Origin of the sequence: Rathayibacter sp. AY1D1 (assembly GCF_002932635.1) — a bacterium.
In the GTDB taxonomy this organism is placed as follows: domain Bacteria; phylum Actinomycetota; class Actinomycetes; order Actinomycetales; family Microbacteriaceae; genus Rathayibacter.
The window spans coordinates 1-21,069 of the sequence record NZ_PSVY01000028.1 but is presented as its reverse complement, the minus strand read 5'-3'; the positions used below and the strand labels follow the sequence as shown (position 1 = coordinate 21,069).

The window sequence follows — 21,069 nt, the reverse complement described above, 5'->3', positions numbered from 1 at the left end:
CTACATGGCGGTGCTCTCGCGGCCGGCGAGGGCTTGCTGGTGACGGTAGAGGGTGGCGCGACTCCAGCCAACGAGTCGTGCTGCGTCTTCGGCGGTGCGGCCCTTCGCTCGAGCATCGGAGGCGATGGCGAGCTTGTCGGCGATTACTGCAGGATCGGACAGTGGGCGGCCGAAGCGTGTGCCGTTCTGCCGCGCCGCTGCGATCCCCGCATTCACCCGCTCGACGATCAGTTCGCGCTCGTACTCGGCGAGGGTGGCCAGCATGTTGAGCATCAGCCGGCCCGTCGACGTCGCCGGATCGATGCCATCAGAGATAGACCGGACGTGGATGCCGCGGTCACGCAGCAGGTTCACCGTGTTCAGGACGTCCATCAAGGAGCGGCCAAGCCGATCAACTCGCCACACGACCACGGTGTCACCGGACTCTGCATGCTCGAGGAGCTTCTTCATCCCTCGGCGCTCGATCGCGGTCTTGCTCCCGGAGGTGACATCAGCCAACACGTCGCGCTTTTGAACGCCGACAGCCACCAGCGCGTCGAGCTGCAACTGCGCATCCTGACTCGATGTGCTCACGCGGGTGTATCCAAGAAGTCTCACTCGACCAGTTTGACTCACAAACTCCTCGCAGTCATGACCCTGAGACGGTTTCTGTTGAGACGCATTTTCGAGACATCTGCGACCTCGGAATCGCGCGGACCCGACACCGCGACAGCGATGCCGACCGGGCGTCTCAGAAAGCTGTTGTTTTCCGAGATGCAGTTGATGTTGCAGGTACGGTGTCTCCGTGCCGAATAGTTTCGCTCCCGTGGACCCCGTCGCGCTCACGCAGTCTTTGATCCGATGTGCTTCGGTCACCCCGAGCGACGACGGAGCCCTCGATGTCGTGGCAGGCGTACTTGAGAGCCTTGGCTTCATCGTTCATCGGCTGGACTTCGATGGCACCCCGAATCTCTACGCCCGCCGAGGAATCGACGGACCGCACCTGTGCTTCGCCGGTCACACCGATGTCGTTCCCCCAGGCTCTAACGACTGGAGCTCCGACCCCTTCGATGCGACACTCCGCGACGGGACGATCATCGGTCGAGGTGCCAGCGATATGAAGGGCGCCATCGCCGCTTTCCTCGCAGCGGTCTCGCAGACGCAGCCCGAAGTGCTCGACCTTGGGTCGGTCAGCCTCCTGATCACCGGAGACGAAGAGGGGCCGGCCACGGGTGGCACCGTGCGTGTGCTCGAGTGGCTCGCCGATCGCGGCGACATGCCGGACTTCACCCTTGTCGGCGAAGCGACGAACCCGGAGCGGATCGGCGACGTGATCAAGATCGGACGGCGCGGAAGCCTTAACGCCAACCTGACGGTGCGCGGGTTCCAGGGGCACGTTGCCTACCCCCACCTCGTCGACAACCCGGTGCACCGCCTCATCCGCGTTCTCAACCGACTCGCCACAACACCACTCGACGAGGGGTCCGAGTGCTTCGAGCCGTCGAGTCTCCAGATCACCACGATCGACGTCGGCAATGCGGCGAACAACATGGTGCCCGCCGAAGCAACCGCGCATCTGAACATTCGCTTTAACGACCTTCATTCAGCCGAGAGCCTCGAGGGCTTGATCCGCCGGGCGGCAGAAGAGTTCGCAACCGACTTCACCCTCTTAGTCGAGGTAAGTGGCGACCCCTTCATCACTGCTGGATCGAGCCACGTCGCGCTGTTATCCGAGGCGGTGACATCCGTGACCGGGCGAACTCCCTCGTTGGATACCGGCGGAGGAACTTCCGATGCGCGATTCATCGCCCACTATGGCGAGGTCGCCGAATTCGGCCTCATCAGCAGCACAATCCATCAGATCGACGAACACGTCGTGGTAAGCGATCTGCAGCAGCTCACAGTGATTTACCGCACGTTTCTCGCGAAATTCCTGACTCGCTGAAATCCTCGGTGATCCGACGCACGCGTAGCGCGACGTCAAGGAGCGATCAAAGACTGCCGCCACAAAGCGATCAACTCCACACCCATGTGCTCATTGCTTCATTTGCTCATTTGAGTTCCGGTCGGCGCCGTGCCGAAGGGGTGGTTGCACTCAGTCTACGGACGGGGCCGCCCCCGCCCTCCGATCCATTGAAGGATGCCGATCGTGACGACCGAAACCACGGCGACCAGAAGGAGGAAGGGAAGGGCACCTAGAACCAGGAACAGCACGAAGCTGTCTCCACCCTCGAGCCCGTCCATGACCGCAGCCGCGACTCTAGAAGAGTCAGGACGCCGGCGTGAGCGGCCCGGTCGTGAAGTCACTCCGACCGTCCCCGCCACAGACCTGGAAATCGGAGGGCGTGTCGATTCCCGGTCCGGCGCCGTCCGAGGTGACGAGCACCCGGACAGTCGTCGCGGTCGTCGGCGTGCAGTCGTATGCGCCGACCGCCGAGAGCTGGCCCTCCGCCTGCGCCGACTCACCCGGAGCGAGAGCCCCCGGGAACGCTTCCGCACCCGACGTGCCGGCGGTGGTGAGCTGCGTCCCATCGGCACCGAGCATCAGAACGCCCGGCCACCCGAAGTACGAGCACGCCTGATCCGAGGCGTTCGTGAGCACGATCGCGAACCCTTCCTGGCCCGCCCCGGAAAGCTCGGGCCGGTCCTCCACCGTGACCGTGAGCTGCGTGTCCCGGCACGGGTCCGCCGGCCACACCGGACCAGCCGCCGCCGCACCCGCAGTCGCGGTCGCCGCCGGAGTAGCGGGGGCGGACGTCGGGGCGGCGGTCGCGGTCGACGCCGGCGCGGCGGCCGACGTCGATGCCGGAGCCCCCGCCGTCGAACCGGCGCAACCGACGAGCGCGAACACCGAAACGGCGAGCAGCAGGGCGAGAGTCGAGTGGGAGGTCCGAGTCGTCGTCATCCGGCGAATCTACCTTTGACTGCTCACTCCCAGTGCGAGACGACGGGCGGCGGGACTTCCCGCTCGTGGTTGAGCACTCGAAAAGCGATCGCGAGGACGACGCAGACGCCGGCACCGATCAATGCGGCAGCGCCAGCCACCGTCATCCACAGCGGTTGGACAGCCGAACCGTCCACGCACAGCGGATTCCACAGGAAGCTCTCGGAGCTGGAGTAGCTTCCACGAACCTCGCACGCCTCTGCCGGATCCCACATGTAGAGAGAGGACATCAACCCGAGAGCGGCGGCGAAAACGGTGAAGATCACGGCGAAAACGAGGGGGATCGCGTGATCCGGCCGAGGAGACTGTCTAACGCTCATCGGGAGGGTGCCCCCCCCCCCCCCCCCGGAGTTGCCATCTCTCACCACTCATCGCCCAGCTTGCGGAGCCCGTTGTCCTCCGGCAGGGTTTGGCGCGAGTAGTCGTGCAGAACGTCGGGCGACGCAATCTCCTGTCCGTCACGTTCAACTTGACGGCTGGCCGCAATGACGACGCATGTCACGGCCACGATCAACGCCGCAGCAGTCGACAACGTCATCCATATCGGCTGAACGGTTGAACCATCTGAGCACAGCGGGTTCCAGAGGAACCCCTCTCCCGTCAGGCTGCCTCCGCCGCGGGTCCTGCACGTCTCGCTCGGGTCCCACATGTAGATGGAGGCTACGGCTCCCAGGGCGGCTGCAAGACCGCCGAAGACCAAGGCGAGAACGATGGGCGTCGCTGCACTCGGTCGCGGGGGCTCTCCAACGTTCATCGGGACATCATGCACCGCGCTCCACCAGATTGATCAAGAGCCGGAACGTCAGGCCCGGTATCGAGTGGCCCGCGTGGAGGTCATCGCGCCGCGACGGTGAGGTTCAATTCTTCGCCGACGCGCAGAATTTCGTCGGAAGGGAAGCGGAACGGGTTGAGGTAGAACAGGTTATCGGCCGTCATGTCGAATCGTGCCGCGACGTCCTCTGCGAGGTCGTTGCGAGCGACCGTGTACGTCGTCGGCATTCCGTCCGTCGATGTCGTTTCGCCACGCGCTGCTGCACGCGGCCCGGCGTCCTGGGCGACGAGATCACTGCGTTGAGGCTTCACGCTCCATTGGACGTCAGCGACAGCAATGATCCTCATCGAGCAGTCGGGGTCGTTCTGGGGCTTGGTGGTGATGACGAGCTGATCGATCGCTGTCGGGTCGCCGTGGAACTCTGCGAGGTTCCGCCAGGCCTTGTAGGGCTTCCCTGGCTCCGCATCCGCGAGACCCATTGGGAAAGCAATGTCGAAACAGGTGGCGCCCTCATCGATCGGGTCCAGCGCTGCCATGACCGCAACGGAACCTGAGGAAGATGCGGTCGCGGCGGGAATGTCGAGCTCGTCTGATGCCAGAGCCAGCCGGCCATCAGCCGCACTCAAACGGATGCTGCCGGCCGTCCCATCGCTCCCCGTGAACGTTGCCACGCCAAGGTCACCGGTCAGTGCGGCGTCGGAGCTGCTGTCTGTGGACACCGGAGGCGGAGCCGGCGGTTCAGGCTGTGGCGTGCATCCCGTGACGACGATCAGGCATGCTGCGATCGCGACCGTTTTTCGCGCCTTCGAGAATGTCCCCACTGGCTCAGGGTAAGCGACGTCCTCGCTCTTCCCTTGGTCGTGCGGTTGGGGCGACTGGATGGAGTGGTCGCGGTTCCCTCCGCTGAGGCCAGCTAGGGGCTACAGCGCCTTGCTAGGGTCCGGACTTATGGATGAGCCCCGAAAGCGCGGACACCCGCTCGTCGTCGCGGGAGCGACGATCGCGGCTGCAGCCGTCCTCTGCGCTTTCGTGTACTACGCCGGTCTGGCCGTCTTCCGGACCGAGGGGGACGTGCCGGCGGCCTCGGCCATCGACTTTCCGGCCGGAAGCGAGCTCGTCAGCGAGACCGTCGAGTGCGCCTCCGGTGGATGCTGGCGGCTGTTCTCGGTGCGCCCGCCCGACGCGATGACTCCCGAGCAGCTGTCGAGCGAGCTCGGAACGACGCCGCAAGCGCGCATCGCAGGAACGCTTTGGGACCCGCGCACCATCACGGTCAGTTCCGCCATCGAGGGACCTCTCCTGAAGGTGCGGGCCGATTACTGGTCCCAAGAGTTCATCCCGTAACCACGCGCGCGAAGCGCGGTGCACCGCCGGCGTGACACGGACCAAGGAACGGGCGCTGCATCCGTTCCGTATGGGGATCGGTCTCCGGGACAGATCCGACCCGGATGGACCAGTGCGCTCCTGCCGTTCACTCGCTGGTCCGAGAGTGATGGTGTGCAGACACTGTCGCTCAATGCTTCCGCCGTGATCGCGGGCGTAATCACTCTCCTCGCCCTCGTCGCGGGCGTCTTCCTCGACGGATTCACGTTTGCGTGCAACGAGTCCCTTCCTCCTCAGTGCACGGGGTTCCACGTCGCGTGGCCGGCTCTGTGCTCTGTCGCCCTCGCGACCCTCGTTCTCCTGGTCGTAGCGATGCGCGTCAGCACGCGCTCCCACGCTCGATGGAGGTCGCTGCTGCTCGCCTTGGGGGTCGTCGGCGCCGTCACCAGCTGGGTTCTGGCTCTGCGTACCGCCGTGATCGTCGGTTGAGCAGACCACGGCACGTTCCGTATAGAGATCATTGACCGGTCAGCCATCGATCTTCTGAGGTATCGGACGAGCGGTCGGATGGACCGAGGGTGTGGGGTCGTATGGCGGAGTCGTGTCCCGAGGGGAGTCGAGGGACGCCAACCCCAGGAGGGTGGTCGTCGCCACAAGAGCGCAGGCAGCAGTGATGAGCGCCGCTAGCAGTAGCCGCTCAAGGGTGCGCATGGCACGAGGTTATGGCACGAGGTGAGCGGCTTAGGCCGTTCCGCGCGCATACCGTATGGGGATCGTTCAGTGGGTCGTCTCTCCGCCGGGTTCGGCGGTTCAGTGAGAGAGTGCCCTTGCTGTCAGCTCGCGCAGACCTACAGGTTCTTGCCGAGCTGGGTCCAGCCGCAGTGTTCAGCCCGGAGTGCGCAGCGGGCCGGGCCGAACAATTAGCTAGCGAAGGACCGTGTAGCAGCTGCTTCAACCGGTGTGTTTGGGCGAGCCCCAGGGTTCCAGGTGCGTGATGGGTAGACGAGGGCGAGACCGGCAGCTGCAATCCAGCACGCCGTCCAGAGGCCGTGTCCGGGAGTGCCGTCGGCGCTGCCCCATTCGACCCAGAAGAACCCGGGGTCTGCCACAGGGCAGGCGAGAACAACTGCTGCAACCGTCGCTACCCCTGCGGGAACCCAGGGAACGAGGCGTGCGACCACCAGGGCTACAACGACGAGAGCGAGGGCGCCCCAGAGGTACAGAAGGGGCATGAGGTCGTAGGACGACATGGCGTCAGCGCAGGACGGGTTCATTTTATTCCATCTAGCGCCTGTGCATGCCTGCCAGTAGGACGACGTTGCCCAGGTCACCCACAGCGCGACGCCCATGAGCGTAGCTGCGCACGCCAACCGGACCAGAGCCTTGGTGTGCTGACGTCGCCCCATGCTCGAAATGCTAGTCCGCCGACCGTCCCGCTGAACGATGGGTTACCGGTCGGGCAGGTGATCATCCGGATTGATGTCCGCTCGCTGTAGAGGTCCGTCGTAGACGCTGCCGGTGCTCCACATGGCGATGACGGCCCACCCGAGGTCGGCGTGTGCGATCGTGCCCTCCGGGATGGTGCGCGAGAAGAGGGCGTAGTCGATCCCGTCGACAGAGAGTATCGAGACGGTCCATCCGTCTCGGTCTTGGGCGAGAGCGAGCGAACGAGCTTCGACTTCCTCGATCACGGCGACCCCATCGCGCTTTCGGGAGTCTGTGGGGAGCGTGCCGAGGAGGAGACAGCCGGCGGCGAGGGAGGCGATCGTCACAGGGTCGGTCACCATCCCGTGTACGTGACCGCGGGGTCCGACGCGAGTCCCGGGTCGCACCATAGTGCGGACCGAGCAACGCGCGACGTGCAGTCCGCGATCGATCGCGATCGTCGTGTCTTCATCGGTGCCGGCGCCATGAGTCGTGGTCCACAGCTCGCGGCCTGACAGAGGGATGAGCGTCTGCATGTGCTCATCCAAGCCTGTGTCCGTGGTCGTGCCAAGGAGTCGTCGCTCATTCACGCTGCCTTGCTCCGGGTGGTGTCCGTTAGGGGATTGCCACCCGGGCGGATGGGGCCGTTTCGTACGGCTCCCATTACGTTCGGGCTGGTGCCGGACATGTACTCGGTATGAGCACCCGAAACGGAGCACCCGTGGCCGACCCACTCGACGACCTGATCCGCCGCGCCGCACCACCCACCCGCCAGTCGTATCCCGCGTTGCGCGGCGATGCGGACCGTCTTGCTCGCCTGACGATCGAGGAGGTCGGCGACAGCACCCGTCGTCCGCGGCGACGTCGCAACCTGTGGCTGGTCGGCGCGCTGAGCGTCGCCGGCCTGAGCCTAGGCATCACGGGCGCGGTGGCAGGCCCCGCGATCCTCGACTGGGCAGGCTTCACCCCCGACGCAGCCGTGCAGCGCTCCTTCGACCTCGGAGACGGGCAGGGCAACGTTCTCTGCCAGGTCGCGATTCGCGTCGAGCCGGACTACTCCGCCGGCCAGGGCGCAGACGTCGAGCGTGAGGCGCGCGAAGCGCGCGTCTTCCTCAGTACCCACGACTGGGACCCGACGATCGCGAGCGTCGACGCCGAAGCCAGACGTACCGTCATCGAGCAGGAGCAAACAGAGGCAGACACCCGTGGCTTCACGGCGGATCCTGGGATCGCGGTGACCCGGCTGATCGCGGACCGCATCATCGAGCAGTTCAGAGAGGCCGGATACGGCGAAGGCGTGTCCATTGAATCGGCTGGCGGCTGCAACATTACCGAGGAGCAGGCGCCGTGAAGGCGAAGAGGACCGCCGTCTTGAAGGCCGTCTACCTCGCCAACGCCTCCGACCTGCTCAGCTACTTCGAGCGACGCGTCTCGCCCGTCGCGGACGCAGCGGATCTACTCAGCGACACCTACCTCGTCGCTTGGCGCAAAGTCGACTCCATCCCAACGGATCCCGAGCAAGCACGAATGTGGCTGTTCGGCGTCGCCCGCCGCACCCTCGCCAACGCTCAGCGGGGAAATGCCCGCCGCTCCGATCTGGCCATGAAATTCGCCGGGACATTGCGGGCGATGCCACTCGAGGACCCCACCGCGGAGCATCTCGACGTCCGACGAGCGCTCGACGCGATCGCTCCCGACCAGGCGGAGCTCATCAAGCTCGTGCTCTGGGACGGATTCACCGTCATCGATGCCGGCAACATCCTCGGCCTCTCCGCCAGCACCGCCCGCGGACGATACCAACGCGCCCGCACAGCTCTCCGCGAACTGCTCACAGAGAACGAGCTCGTCACGGACGGCACCAGCTAGCTAGGCGACGTCGAACGCACCCCGTTCCGTAAGGGGATCGTTGACCGGCAGAGGGGCTCTCCGCTACGTCCTCGCTCGATCTTCCTGCGACTCGGTGATGAGCTCCTGCTTGCGTTCGGCTCTGAGCGCGACGACGGTTCCCGCGAGAGCGAGGGCGGCGGCTACGGTGAAGAGGGCGGTGGCGTCCCACCTGTAGTGGTGGATCGTGATCTCTGGCGAGGTCTCGCTGGCTGCGTCGGTGCAGGACAGAGTATTGCCGGGCTGCGTCCAGCGGTCTCCTGTGGCATCGTCCAGTACAGCGTCGTCGGGGTGGATCCGCACCGTTGAGTCGTTCGGAATTTGCTGTCTAAGCATCGCTTCGGCTAGGCGCTGATTTTAACAATAGATGATACTAAGAAAGAAATCCCGAGAACAAGCATTGCTATAGAAACAAATAATACGGTGGCCGGGGTTGATGACCTGGCGACACGTTCCGCCCTGTTCCCGTAAATTCTCCGTATCATCCTCGCGTTGAAGCGCGCGTAAGCCTTTCCTTTCCATGTCAGCAATATTGCGGCGGTAATGAAAATAATGCCTGCTACTAGTTGAATATATCGTTCGTCCATTGGTTATACTTCTCTTCTGCGCGTAGGGACAACGCACTCGTCGCCACAGGAGAAACCCGAAGCGGCGATTCTGTTGCCGGCCGCCCGCTCACCGCCAGCAGTTCTGGTCGTGGGAAAACCTAGCTCTTCCGGCACGCCTGATGAGCTGCGTGGAGTTGGACCCAAGCAGTGGGCGGTGTAGCTCGACATGTCCCGTACTGGGGATGGGTTACCGGTCAGCGCAGCTTCGGCGCGCGGACCTGCTCGCCGGGCGCGCTCAAATCGGATACCCGAAGTAGCGTTCGATCCAGCTCGAGTTGCTCATCACGCGCGGTCCGTCGTATCGGGCCCAGAGCGTTTCTTCGGCAGTGACTGTGAAGTTCACGGTGTCGAGGGCTGCCAGTATCGGTGACAAGTCCTCTGGTTCGACCAGCGCATCGAACTCCTCGCGTGTATACGCTTCCTGGGCTTCGAGGGCAATGAAGCAAAGGTCCCCGTGTCGGCTGATGCAGATGACGAGGTTCGCCGAAGTGCGGTTTGCTGCACCGTCGATCGTGACGTGCGTGAAGGTCGCGGAGTCCTGCCATTCCCAGGGACGATCCGCCGTTACAGCACTGGGAAAGCTCTCATCGAGCAGTGCGACGAGGGCGTCCACCTTTGCCGCCAGTCGCTGACCGTCGAAGTCAACCGGCTCATCGCCGGGCCCAGGGATGTCCAGCTCGCGCAACCGCCGCTCAAGCGCGATTCCCTCTAACCACATGCCTCAAGTCTCTCCCTAGCTGTAGTTCGGCGCCTCCCAGAGCAGTGCCGAAGAGGGCGCACGGGTATTTCATCGGAGGATTATCCAGCGGGCGTCCGGTAGGGGATGGTTCATCGGGTGCGCTGGTAGTCACTTGACGCGGTTGGCGAGGCCGAGCTGCCCGCAGACGTCGGAGGTACCGGGAATGACAGCTGCAATGCCGTCGGGCATGACGCAGACGGTCAGTTCGGAGGGAATCTGTCCTGGTCGAAGGCCGACTGGTGAGCCATTCGCCGTGTCGACGTCAAGTGCGCCCTGCCTCCACAGGTCGGAGCAGAACGCGATCGCGTCCGGGATCGGCACCTGATCGCCGCTGCCGGGTATTCCGTCTTGTGTTGCGAGGGCTCCTGTGGTGCCGGGGAACTCGGACCCATTGCGTTCTGCTCGCGCGAAGCAAGCGACCGTCATGGTGTCGGACACCGGCGCTTGGGCGAAGAAGAGTCCGCCCGAGACCGCGGCGAGGATGACGGCCGCGGGAACCGCGGCGATCGCGATCCGGTGACGTCGGTGGCGCCCGCTGCCTGGGTCATTCTCTGCGGCCTGCGCGATCACCGTTCGGAGGGCGAGGGTACGGTCGTGCTCTGGTGCTGTCATGTCAGTACTCCGCGGGTCGGAAGGTGTGGGGAAGTGTCCGCCTGCGTGTGAACTCATCGCGTAGGCGACCTCGGGCGCGGGACAGTCGGGACTTCACCGTCCCGACCGGAATGCGCAGCACGGCGGCTGCTTCCTCGAGGGTGAGCTGCTCAATGACGCAGAGCGCGAGGATCTGCTGATCCGCCGGCCGCAGCATCGTCAGTGCAGCTCTGATGGTGCGGCTGCGTTCGGCGGATGCCGCTGCGGCTGCCACCGTCACTGCTGGATCGGGCGCGTTGACAGGAGGTGGAAGAGTGCGCAGCATCCGCTCGTATCGGCGTCGACCGCGACCGATGTTCCGGGTGACGTTCAGGGCGACGACGAGCAGCCACGCGGCGAGCGAGTCGTTGACGAAGCGGACGTCGGCGCGCTTACGCCACGCCTCAAGGAACACGACGGCCGCGGCATCCTCCGCGTCGACGGACTCCCCGAGCAGTTGACGGCAGTAGGCCCGAACGCGCAGGTGATACCGGTCGAAGATCAGCGCGAATGCCCGCGGATCAGCCCCCGTCGCGCGCCGCCAGACCTCGCGATCCGTCTCCCATTCCACACCCATGCCTAGAAGTGTCCGCTTGATCGAGTTGGTTCCAAATCAAACTCAAGTGATACAACTCGACGTGAAACCGGCAGGGCGTTGAGGAGACGTCAGCCAGTCCCGTTTGGGGATCCTCGAGCGGAGAGTTGCAAAGCGGATCTCGTCTGAGACGATCGGCTCGGATCGGACACCACTAGGCATGAGCACGCCACCGGAAGCAGCAGCACTCGCGCGAGACGCTGCGGCGCGCACTGATGACGCCGCCCTGATGGACGGCGCGAGGCGAGGCGACCGGGCTGCGTTCGGCCGGCTCTACGACCGGCACGCGGCGACGACCTACCGCTACGCCCTCAGCATCGTTCGCACGCCCAGCGACGCCGAAGACGTCGTGCAAGACGTATTCCTCACCACGTGGACGCGGATCAACGACGTCGCGATCGTGGACGCATCCGCCCTTCCGTGGCTGCTCACCACCGCCCGGTTCACCGCGCTGAACCTCGTCCGAACCAAGACCCGTGCACGGAACCGCACCGAGGACGCGGACCTGTCCCTGCACCCGGATCGACGTGGCACCCCTGACGAAGAAGTTGCGAGGCGCCAGCTCGCCGCGGCGATCGAGGAAGCCGTCTCCGAGCTCTCCGACACCGATCAAGCGCTGTACTACCTGTGTATCGAGCAGGGCAGCAGCTACGCCGACGCCGCGAAAGCACTCGGCTCCACCCACGGCGTTATCCGCAACCGGCTCAGCCGGCTCCGGACCGCGCTCCGCACCACCCTGCGCCCCTTTGAAAGGGAGAACTGATGACCCACGACCTCGGCCCGACCACGGGACAGCTCACCAGGATGCGCGCCACCATCCTCACCGACATCGCTGCCCGCCACCGCTCCACCAAGCGCCGCCGCCTCGTCGGGCTCGGCCTCGCGGCCGTCGTCGCGATCGGCACCAGCGCCGCCGCGATCACCGTAACGCAGGCTAGCAACGACGAAGCCAACACGAGTTTCGACTGCTACTCCGTCGCCGACGTCCGCGCGGACCACACCACGAGCATCCTCGTGGACGACGACCGCAACGCATTCGAGCTGCTTCCACTGTCCGAGCGGGTCGCCGCCGCCCTCGAACGATGCGAAGCGAGCTGGAGCGCCGTCCCCGACGAGCCCTACCCGGGAAGCGGACCCATCAACGTACCTAACCCGACGGTCTGCGTCCTCGCGGACACCAGGCTCGGCGTCTTCCCGAACAGAGCGGGCCAGCCCACTGGCCCCTTCTGCGAAGGACTCGGCCTGGCAGCGCCGGCACTCGCGGCATCTGCCGACTGAGCCATCCCACGGAAGGCGTTACGTCCCGTAAGAGGATCGACTGGCGGGCTATTCCTCGATCGGTTCAGCGCCCTCGAGCGGAGTCAGCGTCGCCCAGAATCCGTTCCCGGAACTGAGGTACAGGCGGAGGGGCTGGTCGGTGTCCATCGGGTCTCCGTCCGGGTAGAGGTCGGTGCCGCTGCACGCATCAGGCATCGACACGACACGGATTGTCTCTCCTGCAATGAACGGTCCCTTCTCTGTCTCATCCACGGTGACCATGTATGCGGATGCTGCGACGCTGAAGACGCTCTGAGTTCCCGAGGCGCGAGGGGAGGCGGTCGTGATGACCGCTTCGGCGACCTCGTAGCGGGCTTCCGCGGATCCAAAATACGCCCAGCCCGGGCATCCCGACGTCTGCACCGCCGGCGCGCAGCCGGCGGCGGTGAGCAGCGCCGCTCCGGTTGTGAGTGCGGCAGCAACTCGAATGCGGTGACGCGAACCCGAGGTCATGCCGGTGACGCTATCCGCTCAGCTCCGTCCCATATGGGGATCGGCTAACGAGACCGCGTGCCGTACAAGGCGCTCTTCACTCCCCGCCGTTCACTCACCGAATGAGCGAACAAGCTGTGCCCGTCGACGTTCTGCGCGTGCACGGTGCGTCACCGCTGGCGCGATGATGTCGTGCTCGTCGTGGAGGGCGATCCGCGCGTGGTGTCGGTTAATCTCGTCGCTGTCTTCTGCGATGAGTTCGATTGCTCGTCTGGGTCGGTCGGCGCGGAATAGTACTGCCCAGCGCACCTCGACCGACCGGTCGCGCGCCAGCCGGAGCAACTGCTCGTCATTGGGGTACTGGAGTCCGCCCTCTGCGGCTCCGGCGCGGACGGCGCGATCGCGGTCGGTGATGAGACGCTCCATCTGTGTCAGGGAGATGCGGGGGTTGCGCGCGCACATGCCGCGGACAACCGGTGACGGGTCGGTGAGAAGCGACTCGAAGATCTCCAAGTCGTCGGTGGTCTGAGCCGTCCGGCCACGAGTCTCCCCGAAGGGATCCGCCGCGAGTGTTCTCTGTACCGCAAGGGCGAGCGACCTTTGGTCGTCGTCCGCGTACAGGTGGGCAAGGATCGCACGGACCCACTTGTCCGTTGATTTCGCCGCGATCTCGTGGAGTTGAGGGCGTTCACGAAGGCTGGTGGCGGCGGCGAGGCGCACGGCGTCGACGTCATCAGCGAGGAGACGCCCGATCGTCAGGTCATCCGCAGCGGCGTTCTCGGCAACAGCGATGCGCACCGATTTCGACTCGTGCCCGGCGAGTACCCGCAGGAGCACAGCGTCCACCGACGACTCTGCCCGAAACTTTGCCGAACGAATTGAGGGCATGACCACGATCATGTCAGCAGGCGTCGCGGTCGATGCGGGGGAACCAGTCGCGTACCAAGGCGGTAGGAGTTTCAGTCTCGATAGCCGATCGTGCACCGGACGGATTCGTTAGGGGTTCTCGCTCGCCGGCCCTTCTGTGTCAGCGAGGAAGGCGGCGGCGAGTCGAGCGACCTTCTGGCGGTATCGCTCGCAGGCTCCGATGCCTCGCGCGTCGAGCTCGTCATCGACCTCGACAAGCGGCTGCGCAGCTGCCGGTCCGTCGTGACCGATCCGGTCGTGCACCCAGGATGAGAAGGAGCGGAGATCCCAGTCGCCGGTGAGGAAACGACGGCATGCGACGCGCAGCGCGAGAAGCGGGATCTCCTCACCGTCCCGATCCAATGGCCGCGCGCCCGCTTCGATGAGTGCCGCCGAGCTGAGGTCGAAGACGTCGGCGGGAGTGGCGCTGGAGTAGAGGGACGCGAGAGCGACAAGGGACTCGCTGTCACTCCCTGCTGCGACGAGATTCGCTGCCAGAGCGATCACGTCTCGGGGCTGGACCAGCCCGAAGAAGAGAGCGGCTGTCGTTTCGCGCAGGGTCGGGATCGAAGGGTCATCACGGTCTTCTGCATCGTCTCGCATCCGACCTCCTCCGACCAGTCGCTCGCTGCCGCCCCGCGCTGCTGTCGCGGCGGCGGCGTCAGCGCGACTCGACACGTCGATCGGAACCGGTCGGTGACAGGTCGGCCCGTGGCTGAACCCGTGCTCGAGCTCGTAGACGCATTCCGAGCAGACGTGACCGCCGGCCGGTCCGGCATCCGCGACGTGCTCCACCCACGGGTGAGAGCACGCGCAACAGGCCTCAGCGAGCAGGGAGCGGAACCGAGCGCGGCGCGAACGGCGCGCGTCAGCTCGCGGGCGCCAACGCGAGAGGCCGAACATCCGTGAGCGTAGCGAGCGCATCGCCACGCCGTCGCGCGCTCCGCCGTGCTTCCATCGCTTCTGGCGTCCCGTAAGGGGGTCGCTGAGCAGGAACTTCTCGAGTCCCGCGGTGCCGATGATCGGTGCCGTGTGGCGGTACCGTCGTTGCCCCTTTCGTAGAGGACCTCTGTGATCACCGTCAGCAGGTCAGGGTGAACCTGACGAGCTGGAGACCAACGCTCGTCGCAGTGATGGCAGCGAACGCGATGAGCGACGCCGCCGGACGAGACGGCACTCTGCGTCTCTTGGACAGCATGAGGATGCTGGATGCGCCGAGCGCCCAGGCAGGTGTGCTGAGTGCGGCGATGAGGAGCAGGACGGGTCCGCCTGTCGGAGGCGGTCCAGGGTCATCCATCTCCGCGAAGCCCATCAGCCCGGCGATGAGGATCGCTAGTCCCGAGAACGTCACGATTCCGAGGATCGCTGTGAGGAGGAGGGCGTAGGGGAGCGCGGTCGACGTGAGCGCACGCGCGGTCTTCGCCGCCGCATAGACGGATCCTCCGATAACGAGCAGGGCGCCGAGGTACCAGGCTGCTGCGCTCAGCGGGATCTCGCGCGGCCGGCAGTCCGTCATGGCTGGTGAGGCGAGGGTCAGCAAGCTCGCGCCGGCCTGAACGAGAAGCGCGGCGACAACGGTGAGAACAATCGCCGTCGCACCGGCGATCCGCCTCGCGCGCAACCGTGCATCGTTCTGCTGGTCGGTCATGGGCTCGAGGGTAGCTACCCCAGTCGGATAAAGAGGTCTAGTGGAGGCGGCCGCCCTCCATGGGACCGTCAACCATGCGTCCGGTAGGGGATCGCTCAGCGGGTCGCCGTGATCCGTGCGACGGGACGTCAGGAACGACGTTCGCGGCGCCAGAGGATGGCACCCGGTGCGGCGATCACAGCACCGGCTACGGCCGTTTGGCCAAGCGGACACGCCGCGATCCCGGGCGGCTAAGACGCAACCGGTAGAGCTTTTTGGGCGGTACTTCGGTGCGGTGGCCGGGTGGGGTCAAAGACCGAGGTCGATGCGCCGTCCTTGGCCCATGTCGCCGTCGGGGTCGTTTGCGGTGGCGTAGACGCCGGTGGGTACGCCGGGTAGTTGGGCGACGTCGCGTGCGATCGCGAGGAGTTCCGGTTCGGTGGCGCCGTCGAGGAAGAAGAGGTACTCCGGGTCGCCATCGAGGGTGGCCCATTCTTCGCCGTCGTCATACTCCTCGCCGGGACCGTCGAGGGTGGCGAGGTGGTTCTGGACGTCGTCGATCCAGGGGTAGGGGTATTCATCAGCCGATATCGAGGGGTCTGCGACGAGGGGGATGTGGATCTCGATAATCAGCTCGGTCATTCCATGAGCTTCAGGCATGAACCGTCAGGGAAGCAACTGCGGCTATCGAACGCGGCGGGCACGTTCGTAGCACCGGTAGAGCAGGATCGCGCCGACGGCTGACACGACGAGTCCGATCAGAAAGCCCACGACCAGGACCGGGCTGAGCTGGCCCCCGGTCTGATTCAGGTCCGCACGAACGCCGGCCCGAAACCCCAACGCCGAGCAGATTAAGGCGATCACGACACCCGACGCGAGCAGGCTCAAGCCTTTGAGTACTTCCACCATGACCACCCGCGGTCGTGAAGCTACCGCAGATTCTTCCACCCCGAGACCGCCTGGTCCCGTATGGGGATGGTTGGCCGGGCGCCTAGACGTCTGCGGGCAGCGGTATCGTCCCGCGAAGCCTGTGGCGGTGAAGCTCGCACCGTCGATCATTACTCCGACGTTCGGGCCGGAGGACATCAGCGCGGGATGTTCCTACTGCGCTCGGAACTGGCGCTGGTCGCTGCAGTAGCAGTGATGGCCGCGAGCGGCTGTCCTGCGGAACGCTGCCGCCCGCGCCCGCGCGCGGCGCATCCCGCGCGCCGGGCTGGTGCGGGGAACGGCCCTCCCGCAGACGCCAACTTGCAGCTCGCTGCCACGAACACTGTCCCACTGATGATCTTCGAAGGGCATGCGTGTCCCGCTGCCAAGCCCGGGTGTCGGCAACACCCAGGGTTGTATTGCCGAGCTATGCGGAGTAGACCTAGACGTGCACGACGACCGCTCACAAGGGATGAGCGCGGGGACTTGGATGAAGGTCGTAATAGTCATGCACACCTCACGAAATCGGTCCGCTGGCAAAATCGCCACGGTGTTCGTTGCGCTCGTCCTGGGTACGGTTGTCGCACCTGCCGCTCAGGCTGACGTACCAGGACTGAACACTCATTCCTGCGACGGACAGACGTACGACCACTCGCTCGGCAGCTACAGCAACGACCAGGGGGACTTGCCGCTGCGTTGCGGAAATTCCCGGTTCGGACTGAATCACATCATCGCTCGCGGCCACTTTGACGCGGACACCAACTTCGATATTCAGCAGACACTCAGCTACGGCCTCTAGGCACCCGGGAGCTCAGGCTCTAAGACGCTCTACGACGCGAACTGCACACCCGTCTACTTCGTTCTCTTCGGATATAACGCCTACAACGGCTCCGATCCCCTCGCTAACCCCATCGGCATCGTCAACGCCTACAAAATCGACAGCACCATAAACACCCGATCTACCAGCAGCACCACCGCCGCACCCATCATCCAACCGCCCTACGGGACCGGATGCCCCGTCTACACCCCGATCGAGAACGATTGACCGACACCCGCGACCTCGCCGACGTCGTGGGGTGGATGCGCCGCCACTACTCCACCCCGTACGACGTCATCGCGGCTACCGCAACCCACAGCTCAAACGGATGGAGCGTTGACACAACCATTCGAGCTACACCCACCTCCACTGACGAGGTAGTGAATCTCGACCAGTGGGACCCTGCCGCAATCGATTCCCTGACCACCGGAGGCGACCTTGCAGTCGAAGCCTTCGCGCTAATCTTGCACGCCAACCTCATCGAATGGTGGGATACGGAACGACCGAAAACGTCGACGCGATACTGAACCACTAAACAATGTGACGAATCAAGCATAAGATCCGAGCAGACACCCCCTGCGAGGCGACGGACGGAAAGCAGCTGATTGCTCCGTTGAGCGGCTCTTCACCGGCACGCCGACAGCATCACGGGCCGCCGACCGACTCGACCCTTCCCTCGGCAGCTCCCAGAACCGCGCCACCCCGGGCACGCTGCTTCAACTTCGATCCCATCGCCAACACTCCGACTCGCGGTGGTATTGCAACGACCGGCTGAACCCAAGTCCCCCTAACGGACACCTCCGGAGTAGATGAGGACAGCCGCTCCGGCGTCGAGGAGCCTCTCCGGCCCCTGTTCGATGCGCGAGGATTTGGACATGCGTACCGATAGGGAATCGCTCTCCGCGTCGAGCGGGAGCCTCGCGCCCGCAGCGCGAGGCTCCTCTGACCCGGCCCGGCTCGAACGGGCTGCCACCCTCACCATGCTGCGGGCAGGACACCCCCTTACTGGATTAGGGGTGCCTTGGGCGGGCGCATTCGACGGTAGTGCGGCGCGAGCCTCGGAGGGCTAGTGCGTCGATGCGTCCGGCGTCCGATGAGGGGTCGTCATCCGGCCGCCCAGGATGGCCGTGCATGAGACCGGAATCTCGCGGCGCTGTTTGTCGCAATAGACCCGCCCGATGAGATGCCCGATGGTGGGGCGTCAACTGACACACTGAGCGCACGGTCGCTCGTGGGATACGCCCGCGTCTCAACCGACAAGCAGGATGCGACCGCGTAGCGCGACGCGCTCCGGGCGGCCGGCGTCCCATCCGATCGGATCTACGCCGACTTGGGTCTGACCGGCCGGAACCGCGAGCGTCCCGCGCTACGAGAGGCGCTGGCTGCGTGCGACGCCGGATCGACTCTGCTCGTGACGAAGCTCGACCGGCTCGCGCGGTCCATCACAGACCCTCGCGACATCGTTGATGAGCTGACCCGCCGCGGGGTGAAGCTCAGCATCGGGGGATCGGTCCACGATCCGGAGGATCCGATCGGCCGGCTGCTGTTCAACGTGCTCGCGATGGTCGCGGAGTTCGAGGGGATCTGATTCGTGCCCGCACTCGTGAGGGGATGAAGGTCGCGAAGGCCAAGGGGCGTCTGCGTGGCCGTCAGCCGAAGCTGTCGCCGAAGATCGAGGCGCATCTGGTCGCAGAGCATCGTGCCGGGAACTGCACCGTTGCCGAGTTCGCGGCGGAGTTCAAGGTCGCGCGGTCGACGGTCTATCGGGCGGTGCAGCGGGCTGATGCGCGCGCCGCTGGCGCTGTCGCCCTGGCGCCGCCGACGGAGGGCGCATGATGTCGGGGGCGGAGAGGGTACCTGCGCTGGTGCCGGAGAGGGTGGAAGTGATGCCCCGTTGGTCTGCGCTTACCCGTGTTCTCAGCACCGGGTGGGGAACTCTCGCCCAGGCGATCGCCTGTATCTGGCTCTTCGTCGGGTTCGCGGTCCTTCCTCCGGGATCGCGTCTGCCCCTTTTCGTGCAGCTGGTGCTGTTCTTCGCCGCTCTCGCTTGGTCAATGATCTGTCTCGCGATCGGCACGTCCAGGGTCACCGGTGAGAAGGAAGCCGGTTACACGACCCTGGGGCTCGGGCGCATCACGGTTCCTGCGGTTGATGCGAGAACGGGCGTCGTCCTGCGGGCGGCAGGCGAGCCGCACTGCCGACTCGTCGGCCGGGTCCGGCACTCCACCGCCGAGGCGCCCGCCGCTCAGTCGAACCGCGCGCCCTCCGGCCGCGGCGGCAGCACGAACAGGATCAGCAGGAACACGTAGCCGGCGATCGGCACGAGGATCGCGAGGATCCACAGCCCGCTGCGGTTCACGTCGTGCAGTCGCCGCCAGATCAGCGAGAGCGACGGGAGGAACGTCGCCAGGGCGATCGCGCCCGCGGCGAGCGACACCCAGAAGGTCTGGAACGGCGCGCCGCTCGGGTACGGGGTCAGCGTGAAGTCGAGGCGCCACGGACCGCCGTCGGCCAGCTGCAGCAGCGCGGTGAGGACGCTGCCGAGGAGGATGATCCACCAGTACTCGGCCCGGCTCGCCCTCCCGCGGAAGCGGAGGTAGTTGCCGAAGAAGCGGCGGAGCGCCGCCATCGGCGGAGCCCCGTAGTAGGGGAGGGTCAGCGGCGGCTCGAGGGTGCTCGGGCTCATCGGGTTCCGTCTCTCATCCCTCGACCGTATCCCCTGCTCCCCGCGCCGCCGCGTCGGCCGTGCGGACGACATCCCGGTGTTCGCGCCGGAGGAACGCCGCCGTGTCCACGAAGCCGGAGGCCGCCGTCTTTACAACGGAGGAAGAACGTTCCGACTCAAGCGCGAACACGCGGATCGGCATGCGCCGGAACGCGTTCTTCCTCCGTCATCAACACGATCAGCGAGTAGGGACCGCCTCCGCCCGCACCGCCGCCGTCGCCCGGGCGTCGACGATCAGGCTGACGACGAGCCCCACTGCGACGATGACGATCGCGACCCACGGCAGCACGTCGAGCCCGCTCGCGTCGATCGCCAGTCCGCCGACGACCGCGCCGCCGCCGATGCCGATGTTGAAGGCCGTCGTCTGGAGCGCCGCGGCGAGGCTCCGCAGCTGGAAGGAGGAGGTGCGCAGCATCCGGGTCTGGAGCATCGCCGGGATGCCGCCGAACGCGATGTTCCAGATCACCGCGGCGACGACCACGGCCGTGGCGGCGCCGGTGCCCGCGGCGACGGCCAGGCCCGCGAGCGCCAGCACGACCGCGATCGCGGCGACCACGAAGCCCGAGCGGGGGAACCGGTCGGTCGCGAAGCCGGCCAGGACGAGTCCGACCGCCCCTGCGCCGCCGAACGCGAAGAGCACGAGCGGCACCGTGTCGGGGGCGAAGGAGGCGTTCTCGAGCCAGGGCGTGATGTAGGTCGAGAGGGTGTTCTGGCCGATCAGCACCAGCAGGATGACGACGCAGACGCCGATGATGCGGGGGAGCGTCCGGTCCTTCCGCGCCGGCAGGCGGATCTCGCCGGTCCGCAGCGGGATGTGGTGGTCGACCGCGGGCAGGAACTTCACCACGATCAGCGCGAGCACGAGCACGACGCCGCCGAGGATCGCGAAGGTGGGCCGCCAGCCGAACGCGTGCCCGAGCGCCGTGCCCAGGGGGACGCCGAGGACGAAGGCCGCGGATCCGCCGCCCGCCGTGATCGCGGTCGCGCGGCCGAGCTGCTCCGGAGCGACGAGGTGCGCGGAGTAGGCGGCGACGATCGCCCAGAAGAGGCCGTGGGCGAGCCCGCCGAGGATGCGCGCGCCGATGAGCAGCCCGAAGGTGGGGGCGAGCGCGGCGAGGACGTTGGCGACCGCGATGGTGCACAGCGCCACGAGGAGGAGGCTCTTGCGCGAGAAGCGCTGGGTCACCAGGGTCAGCGGAGTCGTCGCGACGACGACGGTCGCGGCGAAGATCGTGACGAGCTGGCCGGTGAGCGAGATGCTCACCCCGAGGTCGCGCGACATGTCGGGGATGAGCCCGGTCGGGAGGAACTCGCTCGTCACGGAGACGAAGACGGCGCCGGCGAGCGTGAGCAGGCCGATCCAGGGGAAGGCGGGGGCTTTCGCGGTGTCCTGAGGGTTCACGGTGTCCTGAGGTCGGG

Annotated in this window: 26 protein-coding genes and 1 pseudogene; 9 read left to right on the top strand and 18 right to left on the bottom strand. The window is 65.9% G+C overall.

The features are described 5' to 3' along the window. Complete coding sequence (locus tag C5C56_RS14565; RefSeq protein ID WP_104317405.1) at positions 1-597, bottom strand: recombinase family protein; 597 nt, start codon at positions 595-597, stop codon at positions 1-3. A 208-nt stretch (positions 598-805) separates the two neighbouring features. Between C5C56_RS14565 and dapE the strand changes: the two genes are divergently transcribed. Continuing rightward, positions 806-1,924, top strand: coding sequence for a succinyl-diaminopimelate desuccinylase (gene dapE, locus C5C56_RS14560; RefSeq protein WP_219813903.1), 1,119 nt, complete (start codon positions 806-808; stop codon positions 1,922-1,924). Between the two features lie 324 nt (positions 1,925-2,248). Here dapE and C5C56_RS14555 read toward each other — a convergent pair whose 3' ends face one another. From C5C56_RS14555 to C5C56_RS14540, 4 genes are all read right to left on the bottom strand, one after another. Then, on the bottom strand, positions 2,249-2,884 hold the full coding sequence (locus C5C56_RS14555) for a DUF4232 domain-containing protein (RefSeq protein ID WP_104319822.1): 636 nt from the start codon (positions 2,882-2,884) through the stop codon (positions 2,249-2,251). A gap of 23 nt (positions 2,885-2,907) precedes the next feature. Further along, positions 2,908-3,189: a hypothetical protein gene (locus C5C56_RS14550; RefSeq protein ID WP_104223367.1), complete on the bottom strand. Its 282-nt coding sequence runs from the start codon at positions 3,187-3,189 to the stop codon at positions 2,908-2,910. Positions 3,190-3,284: 95 nt separating this feature from the next. Then, positions 3,285-3,572 carry a hypothetical protein gene (locus C5C56_RS18000; protein WP_181137611.1) on the bottom strand — a complete coding sequence of 96 codons (288 nt, stop codon included), beginning with the start codon at positions 3,570-3,572 and terminating at the stop codon, positions 3,285-3,287. A 185-nt stretch (positions 3,573-3,757) separates the two neighbouring features. Further along, a complete protein-coding gene (locus C5C56_RS14540) occupies positions 3,758-4,516 on the bottom strand; it encodes a hypothetical protein (protein ID WP_146086493.1) in 759 nt (252 codons plus the stop codon). A gap of 127 nt (positions 4,517-4,643) precedes the next feature. Here C5C56_RS14540 and C5C56_RS14535 point away from each other — a divergent pair, with 127 nt between their 5' ends. Continuing rightward, entirely contained in the window at positions 4,644-5,039 is a 396-nt protein-coding gene (locus C5C56_RS14535) for a hypothetical protein (protein ID WP_104260795.1), read from the top strand. Positions 5,040-5,192: 153 nt separating this feature from the next. After that, positions 5,193-5,507 (top strand): hypothetical protein, encoded by a 315-nt coding sequence (locus tag C5C56_RS14530; protein WP_104224248.1) that lies wholly within the window; start codon positions 5,193-5,195, stop codon positions 5,505-5,507. 959 nt (positions 5,508-6,466) lie between these two features. Here C5C56_RS14530 and C5C56_RS14525 read toward each other — a convergent pair. Beyond that, positions 6,467-6,805, bottom strand: coding sequence for a hypothetical protein (locus C5C56_RS14525; protein WP_146082451.1), 339 nt, complete (start codon positions 6,803-6,805; stop codon positions 6,467-6,469). A gap of 359 nt (positions 6,806-7,164) precedes the next feature. Between C5C56_RS14525 and C5C56_RS14520 the strand changes: the two genes are divergently transcribed. Both C5C56_RS14520 and C5C56_RS14515 read left to right on the top strand, forming a co-directional pair. Beyond that, positions 7,165-7,794, top strand: coding sequence for a hypothetical protein (locus tag C5C56_RS14520; RefSeq protein WP_104258120.1), 630 nt, complete (start codon positions 7,165-7,167; stop codon positions 7,792-7,794). Continuing rightward, the gene (locus C5C56_RS14515) at positions 7,791-8,309 is read left to right on the top strand and encodes an RNA polymerase sigma factor (RefSeq protein WP_104263150.1); all 519 of its coding nucleotides are present in this window, start codon (positions 7,791-7,793) and stop codon (positions 8,307-8,309) included. The genes C5C56_RS14520 and C5C56_RS14515 overlap by 4 nt, the downstream gene beginning before the upstream one ends. Positions 8,310-8,372: 63 nt before the next feature. On the opposite strand, the gene C5C56_RS14510 is transcribed toward C5C56_RS14515, so the two are convergent. The 4 genes from C5C56_RS14510 to C5C56_RS14495 form a co-directional block, all read right to left on the bottom strand. Continuing rightward, positions 8,373-8,630 (bottom strand): hypothetical protein, encoded by a 258-nt coding sequence (locus C5C56_RS14510; protein WP_104263151.1) that lies wholly within the window; start codon positions 8,628-8,630, stop codon positions 8,373-8,375. Positions 8,631-9,170: 540 nt separating this feature from the next. Further along, complete coding sequence (locus tag C5C56_RS14505) at positions 9,171-9,653, bottom strand: hypothetical protein (protein WP_104319818.1); 483 nt, start codon at positions 9,651-9,653, stop codon at positions 9,171-9,173. Between the two features lie 129 nt (positions 9,654-9,782). Then, positions 9,783-10,244 carry a hypothetical protein gene (locus C5C56_RS14500; RefSeq protein ID WP_146086492.1) on the bottom strand — a complete coding sequence of 154 codons (462 nt, stop codon included), beginning with the start codon at positions 10,242-10,244 and terminating at the stop codon, positions 9,783-9,785. 43 nt (positions 10,245-10,287) lie between these two features. Then, on the bottom strand, positions 10,288-10,881 hold the full coding sequence (locus C5C56_RS14495) for an RNA polymerase sigma factor (RefSeq protein WP_104226387.1): 594 nt from the start codon (positions 10,879-10,881) through the stop codon (positions 10,288-10,290). A gap of 178 nt (positions 10,882-11,059) precedes the next feature. Here C5C56_RS14495 and C5C56_RS14490 point away from each other — a divergent pair, with 178 nt between their 5' ends. Next, the gene (locus C5C56_RS14490; RefSeq protein WP_104319816.1) at positions 11,060-11,662 is read left to right on the top strand and encodes an RNA polymerase sigma factor; all 603 of its coding nucleotides are present in this window, start codon (positions 11,060-11,062) and stop codon (positions 11,660-11,662) included. Next, on the top strand, positions 11,662-12,177 hold the full coding sequence (locus C5C56_RS14485) for a hypothetical protein (protein ID WP_104223349.1): 516 nt from the start codon (positions 11,662-11,664) through the stop codon (positions 12,175-12,177). Before C5C56_RS14490 ends, C5C56_RS14485 begins: the two co-directional genes overlap by 1 nt. Before the next feature lie 48 nt (positions 12,178-12,225). Here C5C56_RS14485 and C5C56_RS14480 read toward each other — a convergent pair whose 3' ends face one another. The 6 genes from C5C56_RS14480 to C5C56_RS14455 form a co-directional block, all read right to left on the bottom strand. After that, the gene (locus C5C56_RS14480) at positions 12,226-12,669 is read right to left on the bottom strand and encodes a hypothetical protein (RefSeq protein WP_146076925.1); all 444 of its coding nucleotides are present in this window, start codon (positions 12,667-12,669) and stop codon (positions 12,226-12,228) included. Positions 12,670-12,759: 90 nt separating this feature from the next. Then, positions 12,760-13,548 (bottom strand): hypothetical protein, encoded by a 789-nt coding sequence (locus tag C5C56_RS14475; RefSeq protein WP_104288640.1) that lies wholly within the window; start codon positions 13,546-13,548, stop codon positions 12,760-12,762. A gap of 96 nt (positions 13,549-13,644) precedes the next feature. Continuing rightward, positions 13,645-14,157: a hypothetical protein gene (locus tag C5C56_RS14470; protein ID WP_104263155.1), complete on the bottom strand. Its 513-nt coding sequence runs from the start codon at positions 14,155-14,157 to the stop codon at positions 13,645-13,647. A gap of 478 nt (positions 14,158-14,635) precedes the next feature. Continuing rightward, positions 14,636-15,202, bottom strand: coding sequence for a hypothetical protein (locus C5C56_RS14465; RefSeq protein ID WP_104223345.1), 567 nt, complete (start codon positions 15,200-15,202; stop codon positions 14,636-14,638). Positions 15,203-15,490: 288 nt separating this feature from the next. Next, positions 15,491-15,823: a hypothetical protein gene (locus C5C56_RS14460; RefSeq protein ID WP_104273606.1), complete on the bottom strand. Its 333-nt coding sequence runs from the start codon at positions 15,821-15,823 to the stop codon at positions 15,491-15,493. A 42-nt stretch (positions 15,824-15,865) separates the two neighbouring features. Further along, positions 15,866-16,090 carry a hypothetical protein gene (locus tag C5C56_RS14455; protein WP_146085706.1) on the bottom strand — a complete coding sequence of 75 codons (225 nt, stop codon included), beginning with the start codon at positions 16,088-16,090 and terminating at the stop codon, positions 15,866-15,868. Positions 16,091-16,556: 466 nt separating this feature from the next. Between C5C56_RS14455 and C5C56_RS17590 the strand changes: the two genes are divergently transcribed. Continuing rightward, positions 16,557-16,907, top strand: a complete 351-nt coding sequence (locus C5C56_RS17590; protein WP_146086491.1) for a hypothetical protein — start codon at positions 16,557-16,559, stop codon at positions 16,905-16,907. A 1,201-nt stretch (positions 16,908-18,108) separates the two neighbouring features. Beyond that, positions 18,109-18,761: pseudogene (locus C5C56_RS14450) on the top strand (recombinase family protein). A gap of 409 nt (positions 18,762-19,170) precedes the next feature. Here the strand turns inward: C5C56_RS14450 and C5C56_RS14440 are convergent. Both C5C56_RS14440 and C5C56_RS14435 read right to left on the bottom strand, forming a co-directional pair. Further along, a complete protein-coding gene (locus C5C56_RS14440; protein WP_181127784.1) occupies positions 19,171-19,611 on the bottom strand; it encodes a DUF805 domain-containing protein in 441 nt (146 codons plus the stop codon). Between the two features lie 217 nt (positions 19,612-19,828). Further along, the coding region (locus tag C5C56_RS14435; protein WP_104319814.1) for an MFS transporter at positions 19,829-21,069 on the bottom strand (1,241 nt) is incomplete at its 5' end.